Genomic DNA, 15,711 nt, shown 5'->3' with positions numbered 1-15,711 from the left:
AACTCGGCGGGTGACTTTGCAGATCTTCGACACCGCCACCGGGACCGAGCGGCCCTTCCAGCCGCTTCGCGAGGGACATGTCGGCATCTACATCTGCGGTCTGACCACCCAAGGTGCTCCGCACATCGGGCACGTGCGCTTCGCGGTCGCCTTCGACATCCTGCGCCGCTGGCTGACGACGGGGCACGGGTATGACGTGACACTCGTGCGCAACGTCACCGACATCGACGACAAGATCCTCGCCAAGTCGGCGGAGGCCGACGTCCCGTGGAACGAGTGGTCGTACGACTTCGAGCGCGCCACCAACGACGCCCTCGACGAGCTCGGCGTGCTGCGGCCCAGCTATGAGCCGCGTGCGACGGGCCACATCACCGACATGGTCGACCTGATCCGCCTGCTGATCGACAAGGGGCACGCCTATCCGGCCGAGGACGGTTCCGGTGACGTCTACTTCGACGTGACGTCGTGGCCGGAGTACGGCAGCCTCACCCGGCAGCGCCTCGACGACATGGAGCCGGCCGCCGACGCGGACCCGCGCGGCAAACGCGACCCTCGCGATTTCGCGCTCTGGAAGGGCACCAAGGCGGGCGAGCCGGCGACGGCCTCGTGGCCTACGCCCTGGGGTGACGGTCGTCCCGGCTGGCACCTGGAGTGCTCCGCGATGGCGCGGCGCTGGCTGGGTGACACCTTCGACATACACGGCGGCGGCATTGACCTGCGCTTCCCGCACCATGAGAACGAACAGGCCCAATCCCGTGGTGCGGGACTGGGTTTCGCCCGCTACTGGATGCACAACGGCTGGGTGACCATCGCCGGCGAGAAGATGAGCAAGTCGCTCGGCAACAGCCTCGCCGTGCTCGAGCTGACCAAGACCGTGCGCCCGCTGGTGCTGCGCTACTACCTCGGTGCCGTGCACTACCGCTCGACGATCGAGTATCAGCCCGGGTCGCTCGACGAGGCGGCCGCAGCGGTCGAACGCATCGAGGGGTTCCTGGACCGCGCCGTGCCGGATGGGGTGAGAGAACCAGGCGCCATACCTCCGGCGTTCGCCGAGGCGATGGACGACGACCTCAACGTGTCGGGTGCGCTCGCCGTCGTCTTCGATCTGATCCGCGAGGGCAACATCGCCCTCGACGACGGTGACACGTCGCGCGCCGCCGAACTGGCCGCGCAGGTCGTGGCGATGACGGACGTGCTCGGCGTCAATCCGCTGGCGCCCCAATGGAACACCGCTGGTGACGCCGCCACGACGGATGCGCTCGACAGCCTCGTCGACGCGTTGATCGACGCCCGAGCACGCGCTCGCAAGGACCGTGATTTCGCCACGGCCGACCAGATTCGCGACCAGCTGACCGCTGCCGGCATCACCGTCGAGGACGGACCGGACGGCGCCCGGTGGACGGTCACCGGCAAATCGAAGAAGGACGACTGACGTGCCCGGAAACTCAAGCCGTCGCGGGGCGGTCCGCAAGGGCAACTCGCGCAAGGGACCCCAGGTCGGCACCGGCGGCCACAAGCGTCGCTCGCTGGAGGGCAAGGGGCCGACGCCGAAGGCCAGTGAGCGGCCGAACCACAAGGCCTACAAGGCTGCTCGCAAGTCCGACGCCGCCAAGCAGGGTGCGCCGCGGCGACCGCAGCGTTCGACGAAGCAGTCGGGCGAGATCATCGTCGGCCGCAACTCCGTCCTGGAGGCGCTGCGGGTCGGCATACCCGCCACCGCACTGTATGTCGCCGGCCGGATCGACTCCGACGACCGGGTCAAGGAGTCCCTGAAGATCGCCGCCGACCAGGTCATCCCGATCATGGAGGCGCAACGGTCCGAGCTGGACCGGTTGGCCGACGGCACACCGCACCAGGGCCTGGCGCTGCAGATCCCGGCCTACGAGTACGCGCACCCGGACGACCTGCTCAACCCCGAAGCCCCCGGCACCCAGCTGGTGGTGGCGCTCGACGGCATCACCGACCCGCGCAACCTGGGTGCGATCCTGCGCTCGGTCGCGGCGTTCGGCGGCCACGGCGTCATCGTTCCCGAGCGCCGCTCGGCCGGTATGACGGCCGCCGCCTGGAAGACCTCGGCCGGTGCTGCGGCGCGGGTGCCGGTGGCCTTGGCCGGCAACCTGACCCGGACGCTGACCGACTTCCGCAAGGCCGGCTTCTTCGTCGTCGGCCTCGACATGGACGGTGACGTCGAACTGCCCGGGCTGCAGCTCGCGACCGAACCGTTGGTCATCGTCGTCGGTTCCGAGGGCAAGGGTCTGTCCCGGCTGGTGCGCGAGACGTGCGACCAGATCGTCTCGGTGCCGATGAGCTCGTCGGTCGAGTCGCTCAACGCCGGCATCGCGGCCTCGGTGACGCTCTACGAAGTGGCCAGGCTGCGCGCCGAGCACTGACCCTGAGACCCGATCAGCCGAGCACCCTGTCCGGGTCGTGCACCACGATGCAGTTGCTGGCCATGTCATGCAGAGCCTGGCGCTTGCCGTTCGCCACGAAGACGATGAAGTTGGCGATCTGCACCAGGAAGACGATGCCGCACGCCCAGTAGACGAATTCGCGCAGGAACATGTCACCCCAGCCGAACGTCCGGAACTCGTTGTTCTTGTAGCACCGCATGCCCAGCACGCGCTGCACGGGCGTGCGGCCGTTGCCCCACTCGATGAGGCCCCAGATGACGTAGCCGATGCCGAGAGTGACGATCGTCAGCAGGAAGCCGAGGAAGAACGCGCCGATCCGGCGGCCGACCGAGGCGACCTGCGTGCCGTCCGGAATGACCAGGCCGGTGGAGGGGTCGAGGTGGGTTCCTCCCGGGCCCATCGCGACCTGGCTGCCGTACGGTCCGGCCGGCTGGCCGTACGCGGGGGCGCCGTAGCTGCCGCTCGGCTGCTGCTGGGGCGGATTGCCGTACTGTCCCGGATCGGATGGGCCGTCGTACTGGCTCATGGTGGTCCCCTCTGGTGGATCGATGACTGCTCCCTGGCGGCAGTCGGTGCAGCGAACTGTACCGATGCAGCGCCCGACGTGTCGTTTCCGTTGCCGTTGCCGCTGTCCGGCGCTACCGGTCGGCCCGGACCGGCATCTCCTCGGTGTCGACACCCACGACGGTGCTGTCGTCGGGCTTTTTGGGCAGCACGGTGGCGATGTAGTCGCGTGCGGCCTCCTCGATCGGGAAGTCGCGGTGCGCTTTCTCGGACATGTACCAGCGGTGCTCGAGGACCTCGTGGAAGAGCTCGGCGGGCTCGATCTTGCGGCGCATCTCCGGCGGCGCGGTCCGGGTGACCGGCTCGTAGACCTGCATCAGCCAGTCGTGTGCGACGTGCTCCTCGTCGTCGTTCTGCCGGTCCTTGGACGCCCGGTAGGAGTCCAGGTCGTTGAGCAGCCGGCGCGCCTGGTTGTCCTCGACGTCCAGCCCGGTCAGCCGCAGCAGCCGCCGCGAGTGATGTCCGGCGTCGACGATCTTCGGCTGGATCTGGATGGTCGCACCGTCGAAGTCGGTGGTGATGTCCAGTTCGCCGACGTCGAAGCCCAGCGAGTTGAGCCGGCGGATCCGCTCGTCCACCCGCCAGCGCTCGCCGACGTCGAAGCGTTCGATCTCGGTGAGGGCACGCCACAGCACGTCATACCGCTCCATGATCCGGTCCGAGATCTCGATCGGGTCGTACTCCTCGCCGAGGAAGCCACCGGCCTGCAGGTCCATCAGCTCGCCGGCGATGTTGACGCGCGCGATGTCCAGGTCGTGCGCGCGCTGCCCGTCGGTCAGCCTGTCCTGCAGCTCGCCGGTCTCGGCGTCCACCAGGTATGCCGCGAACTCGCCGGCGCTGCGTTTGAAGAGCGTGTTCGACAGCGACACGTCACCCCACCAGAACCCGACGAGGTGCAGTCGCACCAGCAGCACGGCCAGCGCGTCGATGAGCCGGGCGGCGGTCTCGGGGCGCAGGCTCTGGCTGAGCATCGCCCGGTAGGGGAGGGAGAACTGCAGGTGCCGGGTCAGCAGGCACGCATCGAGCGGTTCACCGCTCTTGGTGAGCCGGCCCTTGACGACACCGATCGGTTCGACGACGGGCTGGCCGAGTCGCCGGAGCATCCGCAGCATGTTGTATTCGCGGATGGCGATCTCGGCCTTGATCTCCTTGATCGCCACCACCCGGCCCTCGACCCGCACGAAGCGCACCACGTGGCGGGAGATGCCCCGCGGCAGCGCCGCCAGGCGGTCCTCCGGCCAGTCCTCGAGCGGCTGGCGCCAGGGCAGGTCGAGCAGGGCGGGCCAGGGGCGGGCGGTCGTGATGTCGAGTGCCACGGGCACCATTCTGCTTCACCCCCTGCGTCGACGACAGCCTGCGGCGAGGCCACGACGCGACGGCGGCACACACCCGGAAGGTGTATGCCGCCGTCTCGGTGCGGGCCGACCCGCCATACGACTCAGGACTCGAGGCGCTCCCCGGTCGTGGGGTGGAAGAGGTGCAGGTGCTCCCCGTTGCCCTTGGGTGCGAAGTTGATCGTCTTGCCCTTGTCCGGCACCTGGCGGCCGTCGACGCGCGCCACGATCTGCTTCTCGTCGTCGGAGCCGCCCAGCTGCTTCTCACCGGGCTGCTCGCCGATGGTGGTGCGGCCGTAGATGTAGGCGTCGGCGCCCAGCTCCTCCACCACGTCGACCTCCACGGGGATGCCGCCCTCGGTGGTCGGCTCCAGGTCCTCGGGCCGGATGCCGACGATGACGGTGGTCTCGGTCTTGGCCAGCGTGGCGCGGTCGACCGGGTGGACGATCGAGCCCAGCTTGACGCCGGCCTCGGTGACCGGCACCTCCAGCAGGTTCATCGCGGGCGAGCCGATGAAGCCGGCGACGAAGACGTTGTTGGGGTGGTCGTACATCCGGCGCGGCGTGTCCAACTGCTGCAGCACGCCGTCCTTGAGGACCGCGACCCGGTCGCCCATAGTCATGGCCTCGACCTGGTCGTGGGTGACGTAGACGGTGGTGACGCCGAGACGTCGCTGCAGCGAAGCGATCTGGGTCCGGGTCTGCACGCGCAGCTTGGCGTCCAGGTTGGACAGCGGCTCGTCCATCAGGAAGACCTGCGGGGAGCGGACGATCGCCCGTCCCATCGCGACACGCTGGCGCTGACCACCGGAGAGCGCCTTGGGCTTGCGGTCCAGGTAGGCCTCGAGGTCGAGGATCTTGGCGGCCTCCTCGACGCGGCTGCGGATCTCCGCCTTGGGCACACCGGCGATCTTCAGCGCGAAGCCCATGTTGTCGGCGACCGACATGTGCGGGTAGAGCGCGTAGTTCTGGAAGACCATGGCCACATCGCGGTCCTTGGGGGACAGGTTGGTGACGTCGCGGTCACCGATCAGGATGCGGCCCTCGTTGACCTCTTCGAGGCCGGCGAGCATGCGCAGCGCGGTCGACTTCCCGGAGCCGGACGGACCCACGAGGACGAGGAACTCGCCGTCCTGGATGTCGATGTTGAGCTTGTCGACCGATGCGGTGTCGGCGCCGGGGTAGACGCGGGTCGCTTGGTCATAGGTGACTGTCGCCATGGTGGTGCAACTCCTTCACCGGCAGGAACGTGCCGGACGATCCGTTGTGAATGGGATGCGACGCCTGTCCCGCACTACACGGGTGTGACGCCAGCCACACTCTAACCGGCCGGCCGCGGTGACGGGCCGGTACACCCGGACCAGTGGTGACGCGACTCAGCCGCGCCGCGCGTCGCGCACGGTGCGCAGCACCGGCAGGACGTCCTCGGGGCTGTCGATGCGGTATGCCGCGAGCGTCTGCCCGGACCCGACCTTGACGGTCACGTTGGCCGGGTCATCCGCGAGGACGGCGAAGGCGCGCTCATCGGTCACGTCGTCGCCCAGGTAGAGAGTCGCCACGGTGCCGAATTCGGCTGCCAGTGCTTGCAACGCGCTGCCCTTGGTGATGGGCAGGGCACTGAGTTCGACGATCTGCTTGCCGTCCATCACGTCGACGCCGGGCAGGTCGATGGCCAGCGCCGCACGGGTCGCCGCCGCCGCGATGTCTGCCGGGACGTTGCGCGTGTGCAGCACGACACCCGCGGGCTTGCGCTCGATGCGCGTCGGCGGGTGTGCCGCGGCGACCTCCTCCAGTGCCGCGGTGGCCTGCGCCAGCCGCTGCCGTGCCGCCGTGTCGAAGGTGAGGTCCAGCGGCAGCTCGCGATCCGGTTCGGCGCCGTGCGAACCGATCAGCGCGATGTCGTCCGCCGCGGCCGCACCGCTGAGTGCACGCAGCGCTGCCAGGTCGCGGCCGGAGACGATCGCCACGGATACCGCCGGCAGTGCTGCGATCTCGCGCAGCAGCTCCATCGACCCCTCGATCGGCCGGGACGTCGACGGGTCCGTCACCAGTGGCGCCAGTACACCGTCGAAGTCGGTGGCGACCAGGACCGGTCCGCGCGCGGCGAAACTCTCCAGGGCGTCGTGCAACTGGGAGGACTCCGTCATGGTTGTCTCGGCGCGACGGCCAGGTCGGTCAGGAATCGCTCGGCCCACCGCTGGACGTCATGACGCAGCACTTGCCGGTGCATCGCCCGCATCCGGCGGGCGCGTTCCTCCGGCGAGGCCTCGATGGCCCGCACGATCGTGCGCTTGGTCCGCGCGATGTCGTGCGGATTGCACAGGTAGGACTGCTTGAGTTCGTTTGCGGCACCGGTGAATTCGCTCAGCACCAGCGCGCCGGTCTCGTCGTGCGCGGCGACATACTCCTTGGCGACGAGGTTCATGCCGTCCCGCAACGGGGTGACCAGCATGACGTCCGCCGCCACGAACATCGCCGCCATCTCGTCGCGCGGGAAGGAGCGGTGCAGATAGGTCACCGGCGGCGCGCCGAAGCTGGAGTGTTCGCCGTTGATCCGGCCGACGGTCTGCTCGACGTCCCGCTTGATGTGCTGATAGGCCTCCAGCCGCTCCCGGCTCGGCGTCGCGACCTGGATGAACTTCGTCTCGGTGGGGTCCAGCGACCCCTCACGGTACATCTCCTCCAACGCCTTGAGCCGGTGCCGGATGCCCTTGGTGTAGTCGAGCCGGTCGACCCCGAGCAGCAGGTGCTTCGGGTTGCCCAGCTGCTCGCGGATCTCGGCCGCCCGCTCCCGCACCTTCGCGGTCGCCGCGAGCTCGGCCATGCCGCGGGTATCGATCGAGATCGGCACCGCGGCGGCCCGGCACTCGTGCCCGTCGGCGGTGTGCACGACGTCGGCGCGGACCGAGATGTCGTCGTCGACGAGCAGCTGCCGGCAGGCCCGCAGGAAGTTCTGCGCATCCGTGCGCCGTTGGAAACCCAGGAAGTCGGCCGCCAGGAGACCACGGAGCATGGCGTCGCGCGCGGGCAGCTGCATGAACAGCTCGACCGGTGGGAACGGGATGTGGTTGAACCAGCCGATCCGCAGGTCCGGCCGCAGCTCACGCAGGAACTGCGGCATCTGCTGCAACTGGTAGTCGTGCACCCACACCGTGGCCTTCTCAGCCGCCAGCTTCGCCGCGGCCTCGGCGAAGCGCCGGTTGACCGTCTCGTATGCCGCCTGCCACCGGCGCTTGAACGTCGGCGGCACGATGACGTCGTGGTAGAGCGGCCACAGCGAACCGTTGCTGAAGCCCTCGTAGTAGTCGCGTACCTCCTCGGCGCTGAGCGCGACCGGGTGCAACCGCATGCCGCCCTGCTCGAACGCCGCCGGCGCCTTGCCGGGCACGCCGGACCAGCCGATCCAGGCACCGTCCCGGCCGCTCATCACCGACTCCATCGCGGTGACCAGCCCGCCCGGGCTGCGGCGCCATACCGACCGACCACCTTCCCGGACACGGTCCACGGGCAGCCGATTGGCTGCGATCACCAGGTCGAACCTCTCCTGCGACAACGGCACAACCCTTTCGAATCCACGGCAGAATCCTTGAGCGGAATCCTCGACGAGACGCCCGTCGCGCGAGGCGCCGTGGCGATCGGCCTCACTGTATGACGGGACGGTATGACGCCCTCGACATACCCGGGCGAGCGATGTTTCGAACACTCCAACCACCCGCCCTGCACAATCATGGCCACGGTCGCGCCCCTGGCGATACCGTGAAACATGCGCATCCAAGAGTTGCTCAAGGGCAAGGGTTCGGACGTCGTCACGCTCACGTCCGACGCCACCATCGGCGATCTGGTGCAGACCCTCGCCGACCACCGGATCGGCGCGGTCGTGGTCACGGACGGCGACGCCATCGCCGGCATCATCAGCGAGCGCGACGTCGTGCGTGCGCTGGTGGGCGGCGCCGACGGGCTGTTGGAAAAACCGGTGGAGGAGCTGATGACCAGCCAGGTCATCACCTGTTCGCCCGGTGACGAGGTGAGTTCGCTGGCCGCCTCGATGACCGAGCACCGCTTCCGTCACCTGCCGGTCGTGCGCGACGACGAGTTGGTCGGCATCGTCAGCATCGGCGACATCGTGAAGTTCCGGCTGGAGGAGCTGCAGAGCGAGCGCGACCAGCTGGAGTCCTACATCACCGGCTGAGCACCGCGTGACGGACCGGACGGGCCACGACCGGGGTGTCGTGGGCCACGTCCCCGACGACCCGGGCGTCGTGCGCAGGGTCTGGTTCGTTGTCGCATACCGTGGACACCATGACTGCTGACCGGCATTCCGCTCCCGGAGACCCCGGGGACGGTGGCACGCACCGACTGCCGGTGATCCAGGGCGCCGACGACCTGGACCGGCGCGCGGACCAGGACCGCATCGGCGACTACCAGCCGATCCGCAAGATCGGCGAGGGCGGCATGGGCGTGGTCTACAAGGCGCTGGACCCGAGCGGTCAGGCCGTCGCGCTGAAGGTGTTGCGGGCGCACATCGCCCACGATCGCGGCGCGCGGGAGCGGCTGCGCCGTGAGGTCAGCACGTTAGTGCGGGTCCGGTCACCGCACGTCGCCGCCTTTCTCGATGCCGACGTCGACGGCGAGAACCCTTACCTGGTCACCAGTTTCGTGCCCGGTGCGTCGCTGGACGACGTGGTCGAGGACGACGGCCCGTTCGGGGCCGCCCGGCTCGCCCGGCTGGGCCGGGGGCTCGCCGACGCGCTCGGCGCCATACACCGCGCGGGCATCGTGCACCGCGACCTCAAGCCGGGCAACGTGCTGATGGTCGGTGACGACCCGGTCCTGATCGACTTCGGCATCGCGCACGTGGCCGACGACTCACGACTGACCTCGACCGGCCTGGTGATGGGCACTCCCGGCTACTTGTCACCGGAGATCGTCGAGGGTGACGAGGTCACCGAGGCGACCGACTGGTGGGGCTGGGCCGCCACCCTCGCGTATGCCGCCAGCGGCCGTGCCCCGTTCGGGCGCGGCCCCATGCCGGTGGTGCTCGATCGGGTGTGCCGCGGCGAATACGACCTCGAGGGCGTGGAGCCGCGGCTGCGGCCACTGCTCGAGGCCGCGCTCGACCCCGACGCCTCGCGCCGCCCCGCGGCGGGGGAGGTCCTGTCCGCGCTCGACCTCTTCGCCGGGGGTGGCAACACCGGCGAGATCCCGATGATCGGCCGGCGCCGCGGACCGGCCGAACGTCCCGACCGGCGCAAGCCGGTGACCCAGCAGTTCGCCGGCCCGGCGCCCAGCACCGAACGGCTGCGGGGACCCGGTCCGGGACCGATGGCTCGCCCGGCCGCCGCGGACCCGACGGAGAACTTCGCGGCCTCCCGCGGGCACGTCGTCCGCCCCGGGCAGCCGGCGCGCGCCGATCAGGGCGACCGGGCAGATCGCCCGGTGCCGTCCATCCCGCCCGGCCGCTTCGTGCCGCCGCCCGATCCCCGCATCGGCCAGTCGTCGCGCACCGGGACCCTGGCGGCGCTGCTGGTGGCCCTGACCGGCATCAGCGCGGTGCTGCCGATCGTGGGCATCACCCTGGTGGTGCTGTGGGCGATCGCGGCCCGCTGGTGCGACAAGACGATCACCTCGATGGTGCTGCGCCGCTACAGCGCCGGACCGCGCAAGTCCGACACGTTCGTGGCCGCCATCACCTCGCCGTGGCACGGCGTGGTGGCGGCGCTGGCGACTCTGCTGACCGTGCTCATCCCGGCCTTCGTCGGCGCCTGCACGGCCGCCGCTGTCGCGCTGATCTACTCGATGGCGCGAGGTGACTCCGTCTTCGTCGGCCGCCCGCTGCCGCTGGCGGCCGGTGTGCTGGTTGCCGCGCTGGTGATGTGGTGGGGGCCCGGCGGCATACCGCTGCGACGGGGCTCGCGCAGCATCGTGCGCGGCGTCGTCCGGGGTGAGCCGCTGACCCGGATCATCGTCGGGCTCTGTGTCGTGATCGCCGTGCTGGGCGGCGTCTTCGCAGCGACACACCTGTCCTCCGGCGCCAGCTGGTGGCCGATCCAGAGCAACTCCAGCCTCCGGTTGCAACTCGCCGCGGCGAGTCCCTTCGCTCGCTGAGTCGCGCCGCCACGCGCGCCGGTCAGGTGCTGCCCAGCTGGCGCATATCGCGCACAGGAAGACCGATCTACGCTGGGCGCGTGGACGAGGTTCAGGACACCGATCCCGGCGGGCTGCCGGTCTCCGGCCGCATGCGCTTCCTGCAGGGCGAGCCGGTCACCGAGCCGCTACCGATCGCGGACAGCCTGCGCCACACGCCGTACCGCGACCCGCGCACCATGGAGGCCCCCGACCAGGAGGCGTCGGTCCGCGGTGCCTTGGAGCTGGCCGTCCGCGTCGGTGAGCTGCTGCTGCGCTGCGGCGCCGGCACGCGGGACGTGGAGGCCGCCGTGGTGGCGGTCGCCGCAGCTGCCGGGCTGCGCCGGCTCGAGGTGGACATCACCAATCAGTCGCTGCTGGTGCAGGCGCCGACCCCGGCGGGCGTCCCCGTCACGCTGCTGCGCGTCGTGCGGTCCAACACCCGTGACTTCGCCCGGTTGAGTGCGGTCCACGGCCTCGTCGAGGAGCTCGTCACCGGCGGCATCGACGACGTCGACGCCGCGACACGCAAACTACGGCGGATCCAGCGGGCCGCTCGGCTCTACCCGCGCTGGCTGGTCGCGCTCGGGTATGCCGGGTTGGCCGGCTCCGTGTGCGCCCTGCTGGGCGGGCACGCGATGGCGATCGTCGTCGCGGTGCTGTCCGCGCTGGCGGTCGACCGGATCGGCCGCTGGCTCGGCAAGCGAGCGGTGCCGTCCTTCTACTCGTCCGCGGCCGGCGGCGCCATCTCGGTGCTGCTGGCATGGTGCGGCTACCTGGTCGGCATCCACGGCTGGCTCGGGCTCGACATGCCCGCAACCGACTTCGGGTATGCCGTCGCGGCCGGCATCGTCGTGCTGTTGCCGGGCCGCGCGATGGCCTCGGCCGTCGAGGACGCCATCACCGGTTATCCGGTGACGGGAGCCGGGCGATTACTGACCGTCTTCCTGTCCACGGCGGGCATCATCGTCGGCATCGCTGCCGGACTGTCCTTCACCCTGCGCCTGGACAAGGCGCTGGACCTGCAGCTGACGACGCCGAAGGCGTTGTCCTTCGACTCCGCACCGGCGGTGATGTGGCTGCGGGTGATGTGCGGCGCGTTCGGTGCGGTCTGCAGTGCGGTCGCTGCCCGGGTGCTCCCGCGACACCTGCTGCCCGCCGGACTGCTGGGTGCGGTCGGGGTGTTGCTGTCCGGAGGGTTGTCCAGTTCGCTCGGGCTGGGCGGCTTCCGGCTCGGCGCGACGACCTCGATCGCGGTGGCCGCCATCGCCATCGGTGTCTTCGGCAGGCTCATCGGGTTGCGGCTCGGTGCACCGGCGCTCGTCCTGGTGGTGCCGGCGGTGTCACCGTTGCTGCCGGGTCTGCGCATCTTCCGCGGCATGTATGACGCCGTGTCCGGCAGCATCGTCGGCACCTCGGTGACCACCCAGGCACATGCGGTGAGCACGCTGATGGGCGCGGCGGCGGTGGCCCTCGCGATCAGTACCGGCGTCGTCATGGGCGACGTGCTGTCGGCGCCGCTGGACCGGCAGGCGCTGCACCGCCGGCGGGTGCGACGGCGCTGATCGCGGCCGCCCCGCACAACAATTTTCGGTTCGCTGCGGCCGGTGCGCCATCCGGCGTGCCGGCCCGGCTGGGGCGGCTCGGCCGCGCCAGCACTGGGAACTACATCGATGTAATTTTACCTTCCGTGACGGCGTGTCGGCTTGAAGTTTTCTCATTGGTCTCACTCATATCTTGTGTCACACCCGTCAATCCCGTAACGTGCGGGACGCCTCACGGCACGCATCATCACCGGCGAGAGCCGGTCACCAACTGCACACATCCGCTCAGAACGCACGTCAGAACGTCGAACCTCCGGCGGCGTGCACGGCCGGCGGCCCCGATGCCGGCCGGGAGGCGGGGCTCCCCGACGCCCGAGTCGGATGTCGACCCCGGACGCGTTCGTCAGGAAAGGACACGACCTTGCCGTACACACCGCGACACAGGATCGCTCGACCATCGGTCGCCGGCCGGCGCGCGATGGGCGCCGTCATGGCCTCGGCCACCGCGGCCGGCGCCGGACTGGCCACCGCAGCGCACGCCAAGGCGGACACGCCCTGGAACGTCTGGGACCGCGTCGCATCCTGCGAGTCGGGCAACAACTGGTCCATCAACACCGGCAACGGATTCTCCGGCGGGCTGCAGTTCACCCAGTCCACCTGGCAGGCGTTCGGCGGTGGCCGGTTCGCCTCCAGCGCGCAGTACGCGACCCGGGACCAACAGATCTACGTCGCCCAGGCGACCCTGCGCGTGCAGGGTCCGGGCGCCTGGCCGGTCTGCTCCAAGCGGGCCGGGCTCACGCGGTCCAACGGGCTCGCGGTCGGTGTCGACCTCGGCGGCGCCCGCCAGGCTCCCCGGCCGGCACCGCAGCCGGCGCCTCCGGCATCGCGCGGCGGTCACCGGCCGCTGGTGCTGGACGGCATCGTGGGGCCGCTCACCACCGCCTCCACCCAGCACTGGCTCGGTGTGCGGCAGGACGGTGCCAACCACTACACCTCGCAGACCGTCCTCGCGCTGCAGGCCCGGCTCGGCGTACACCAGGACGGCATCATCGGCCCGGTCACGACCGCGGCCATGCAGCGCTACCTGGGCATCGCCCAGGACGGCGCCTCGCACTTCAACGGTCGCACCGTCGTGGCGCTTCAGGGCTACCTCAACTCCAAGGGCCTGTGACACACCCACCGCTCTGACACACCCACCGCTCTGACCGAGCGGACACGAACAGACTGAGAGGACACGTTGTTCGGCCCATTCGGGGCCGAACAACGTGTCCTCTCAGTCGTATGGTGTCCGTTCGGTGAGCGGCCGGTATGCCGCTGGCGTCCTGTGGAGGAGGCGAAGCAGGGGAATCAGGCGTAGCGGTCGTTCAGGGCGTCCCACATCGGCTTGTCGACCAGGCGCTGCCGCTCGGCGAAGCCGACGACCAGGTTGTCCTCCTCGGTGACGCGGCCGCGGTCGCGCAGCGCGGTGAGGGCGTTCTGCATGCCGAAGACCGCACCCTGCAGCGCCGCGTTGGCGTAGAGCACGATGCCGTAACCGGCTTCGGCCAGCTCCGGTGCCGAGACCATCGGCGTCTTGCCACCGATGACCAGATTGGCCAGCAGCGGCTGCTCGACCAGGCTCGGCAGGTTCAACACCTGCTCACGGTCGGTCAGCGCCTCGACGAAGAGGATGTCCGCGCCGGCCTCGCCGAACGCTCGCGCCCGCTCCACGGCCGCCTCGAAACCGTGCACGGCGGCGGCATCGGTGCGCGCCATGATCAGCAGGTCGTCGTCACGCCGAGCGTCGACGGCGGCCTTGATCTTGTTCACGGCCTCGTCGTCGGAGATGACCGACTTGCCCTCGAAGTGGCCGCATCGCTTCGGTGCGACCTGGTCCTCGAACTGGATGCAGTCGGCGCCGGCTCGCTCCAGCACCCGCACGGTGTGCCGCACGTTGAGCGCGTTGCCGAAGCCGGTGTCCGCGTCGACCAGCAGCGGCAGGTCGACGGCGTCGCGGATCCGGGCGGTGTGGTCGGCGATCTCGGCAAGCCCCATGAAGCCCTGGTCCGGAAGGCCGAGCGACATGTTGGTCACCCCGGCACCGGTGACGTATGACGCCCGGAAGCCCAGGTCCTGAATCACCTTCGCCGACAAGGGATTGAACGATCCGGGCACGACGACACCGGCCCGCTCGTCGACCAGTGCACGCAGTTGCTGCCTCGTCGAGGCCTGCATCAGGCGCCCTTCCCGAAATCGTTGTCCGCTGTCACGAAGAGGTCGACATACTCGTGTACCGGGGTGGCGGCGAGTGTGTCCTGGTCGAGCGACACCTCGGCGATCCGCTGCTGGCGGGTCTCGTCGAAGCGGCGGGCCAGATTGCGGCGGAACTTCGCTTCCAGCAGCGGCAGGCCCTCCTCCCGGCGGCGTCGGTGCCCGATCGGGTACTCCACGACGACCTCGTCCAGGGAGGTGCCGTCGGTGAATTTCACGGTCAGCGCGTTGGCGATGCTGCGCTTGTTCGGGTCGTGGTAGTCCTTGGTGAACTGCGGATCCTCGGCGCAATGGATCTTGGCGCGCAGCGCGTCGATCCGCGGGTCGGCGGCGACGTCGTCCTCGTAATCCGCGGCGGTGAGCCGACCGAAGATCAACGGGACGGCGACCATGTACCGGATGCAGTGGTCCCGGTCGGCCGGGTTGTTCAGCGGGCCCTGCTTGTCGATGATCCGGATGCACGCCTCGTGGGTGCGGATCGTCACCTCGTCGATGTCGTCGATCGTCTTGCCGGCGGCCTCGAGCCGGTCCCGCAGCGTGTGCGCGGCCTCGACCGCGGTCTGGCTGTGGAACTCGGCCGGGTAGCTGATCTTGAACAGGACGTTCTCGGCGACATACGAGCCGTAGGGCCGCTGGAACGTGAACGGCTTGCCACCGAAGCTCACGTCGTAGAAGCCCCACGTCGGCGCGGTCAGCACGGTCGGGTAGCCCATCTCGCCGGTGCGCGCGATCAACGCGAGTTTCACGGCCCGGCTGCACGCGTCGCCGGCGGCCCAGCTCTTGCGGCTGCCGGCGTTGGGTGCGTGGCGGTAGGTGCGCAGCGACTGGCCGTCGACGAAGGCCAGCGACACGGCGGCGAGCGTCTGCTCACGGTTCAGGCCGAGCAGTGTCGAGACGACGGCGGTGCTGGCGACCTTGACCAGGATGACGTGGTCGAGACCGACCGCGTTGAAGGAGTTCTCGAGCGCGATGACGCCCTGGATCTCGTGCGCCTTGACGATGCCCTCGATGACGGTTTGCATGGTCAACGGCTCCTCGCCGCGGGCGACCCGCTCGCGGGAGATCCAGTCGGCGACGGTGAGTATGGCGCCCGCGTTGTCGCTGGGGTGGCCCCACTCGGCGGCCAGCCAGGTGTCGTTGAAGTCGAGCCAGCGCACCAGGGCACCGTTGTCGAACGCGGCCTGGACCGGGTCGAGGACGTAGTTGGTGCCGATGACGCGGGCGCCGTTGGGCACCTCGGTGCCGGGCACGATCGGGCCCAGCAACTTGGTGGCGGCGGGGTATTCGAGGGCCTCCAGTCCGCAGCCGAGCGCGTCGATCAGGATGTTGCGGGCAGTGCTCAGCGCGAGCTCGGAGTCGATCCGGTAGTCGCGGACGTAGTCGACGATGTCGACCAGGACGTCGTCCCAGGCGCGGCCGCCGGTCGCGGATTTCGTTGTGGTGGAGTCGTTTTCACTGCTGGACAAAGCTGTTCGCCAATCGTGG

General features: G+C 69.7%; 13 protein-coding genes. 6 read left to right on the top strand and 7 right to left on the bottom strand.

The genetic code is table 11. The features are described 5' to 3' along the window. Positions 1 to 10 precede the first annotated feature (10 nt). Both cysS and rlmB read left to right on the top strand, forming a co-directional pair. Complete coding sequence (gene cysS / locus ACYVBN_RS07170; RefSeq protein WP_460599918.1) at positions 11 to 1,432, top strand: cysteine--tRNA ligase; 1,422 nt, start codon at positions 11 to 13, stop codon at positions 1,430 to 1,432. 1 nt (position 1,433) lies between these two features. Then, the gene (gene rlmB, locus ACYVBN_RS07165) at positions 1,434 to 2,390 is read left to right on the top strand and encodes a TrmH family RNA methyltransferase (RefSeq protein WP_460599917.1); all 957 of its coding nucleotides are present in this window, start codon (positions 1,434 to 1,436) and stop codon (positions 2,388 to 2,390) included. Positions 2,391 to 2,403: 13 nt separating this feature from the next. Here rlmB and ACYVBN_RS07160 read toward each other — a convergent pair whose 3' ends face one another. From ACYVBN_RS07160 to ACYVBN_RS07140, 5 genes are all read right to left on the bottom strand, one after another. Beyond that, a complete protein-coding gene (locus ACYVBN_RS07160) occupies positions 2,404 to 2,937 on the bottom strand; it encodes an RDD family protein (protein ID WP_460599916.1) in 534 nt (177 codons plus the stop codon). Positions 2,938 to 3,049: 112 nt separating this feature from the next. Beyond that, complete coding sequence (locus ACYVBN_RS07155; protein WP_460599915.1) at positions 3,050 to 4,291, bottom strand: DUF4032 domain-containing protein; 1,242 nt, start codon at positions 4,289 to 4,291, stop codon at positions 3,050 to 3,052. Between the two features lie 122 nt (positions 4,292 to 4,413). Then, complete coding sequence (locus ACYVBN_RS07150) at positions 4,414 to 5,529, bottom strand: ABC transporter ATP-binding protein (RefSeq protein ID WP_460599914.1); 1,116 nt, start codon at positions 5,527 to 5,529, stop codon at positions 4,414 to 4,416. 156 nt (positions 5,530 to 5,685) lie between these two features. Further along, the gene (otsB, locus tag ACYVBN_RS07145) at positions 5,686 to 6,456 is read right to left on the bottom strand and encodes a trehalose-phosphatase (RefSeq protein ID WP_460599913.1); all 771 of its coding nucleotides are present in this window, start codon (positions 6,454 to 6,456) and stop codon (positions 5,686 to 5,688) included. Then, positions 6,453 to 7,838 (bottom strand): alpha,alpha-trehalose-phosphate synthase (UDP-forming), encoded by a 1,386-nt coding sequence (locus ACYVBN_RS07140; RefSeq protein WP_460599912.1) that lies wholly within the window; start codon positions 7,836 to 7,838, stop codon positions 6,453 to 6,455. Before ACYVBN_RS07140 ends, otsB begins: the two co-directional genes overlap by 4 nt. A 234-nt stretch (positions 7,839 to 8,072) precedes the next feature. On the opposite strand from ACYVBN_RS07140, the gene ACYVBN_RS07135 reads away from it, so the two are divergent. The 4 genes from ACYVBN_RS07135 (at position 8,073) to ACYVBN_RS07120 (ending at position 13,147) form a co-directional block, all read left to right on the top strand. Continuing rightward, the gene (locus ACYVBN_RS07135) at positions 8,073 to 8,498 is read left to right on the top strand and encodes a CBS domain-containing protein (protein WP_460599911.1); all 426 of its coding nucleotides are present in this window, start codon (positions 8,073 to 8,075) and stop codon (positions 8,496 to 8,498) included. Positions 8,499 to 8,608: 110 nt separating this feature from the next. Beyond that, on the top strand, positions 8,609 to 10,414 hold the full coding sequence (locus ACYVBN_RS07130; RefSeq protein ID WP_460599910.1) for a serine/threonine-protein kinase: 1,806 nt from the start codon (positions 8,609 to 8,611) through the stop codon (positions 10,412 to 10,414). Positions 10,415 to 10,494: 80 nt separating this feature from the next. Continuing rightward, positions 10,495 to 11,997: a threonine/serine exporter family protein gene (locus ACYVBN_RS07125; protein ID WP_440281829.1), complete on the top strand. Its 1,503-nt coding sequence runs from the start codon at positions 10,495 to 10,497 to the stop codon at positions 11,995 to 11,997. Positions 11,998 to 12,466: 469 nt separating this feature from the next. After that, positions 12,467 to 13,147 (top strand): transglycosylase family protein, encoded by a 681-nt coding sequence (locus ACYVBN_RS07120; RefSeq protein WP_440281830.1) that lies wholly within the window; start codon positions 12,467 to 12,469, stop codon positions 13,145 to 13,147. A 176-nt stretch (positions 13,148 to 13,323) separates the two neighbouring features. Here the strand turns inward: ACYVBN_RS07120 and ACYVBN_RS07115 are convergent, their stop codons facing one another. After that, positions 13,324 to 14,190: an isocitrate lyase/PEP mutase family protein gene (locus ACYVBN_RS07115; protein ID WP_440280892.1), complete on the bottom strand. Its 867-nt coding sequence runs from the start codon at positions 14,188 to 14,190 to the stop codon at positions 13,324 to 13,326. After that, positions 14,190 to 15,692 (bottom strand): MmgE/PrpD family protein, encoded by a 1,503-nt coding sequence (locus ACYVBN_RS07110; RefSeq protein WP_460599909.1) that lies wholly within the window; start codon positions 15,690 to 15,692, stop codon positions 14,190 to 14,192. Before ACYVBN_RS07110 ends, ACYVBN_RS07115 begins: the two co-directional genes overlap by 1 nt. Positions 15,693 to 15,711: the final 19 nt, after the last annotated feature.

Source organism: Flexivirga lutea (assembly GCF_054778955.1).
The sequence above is the reverse complement of the archived record's forward strand: the minus strand, read 5'-3'. Positions and strand labels throughout refer to the sequence as shown.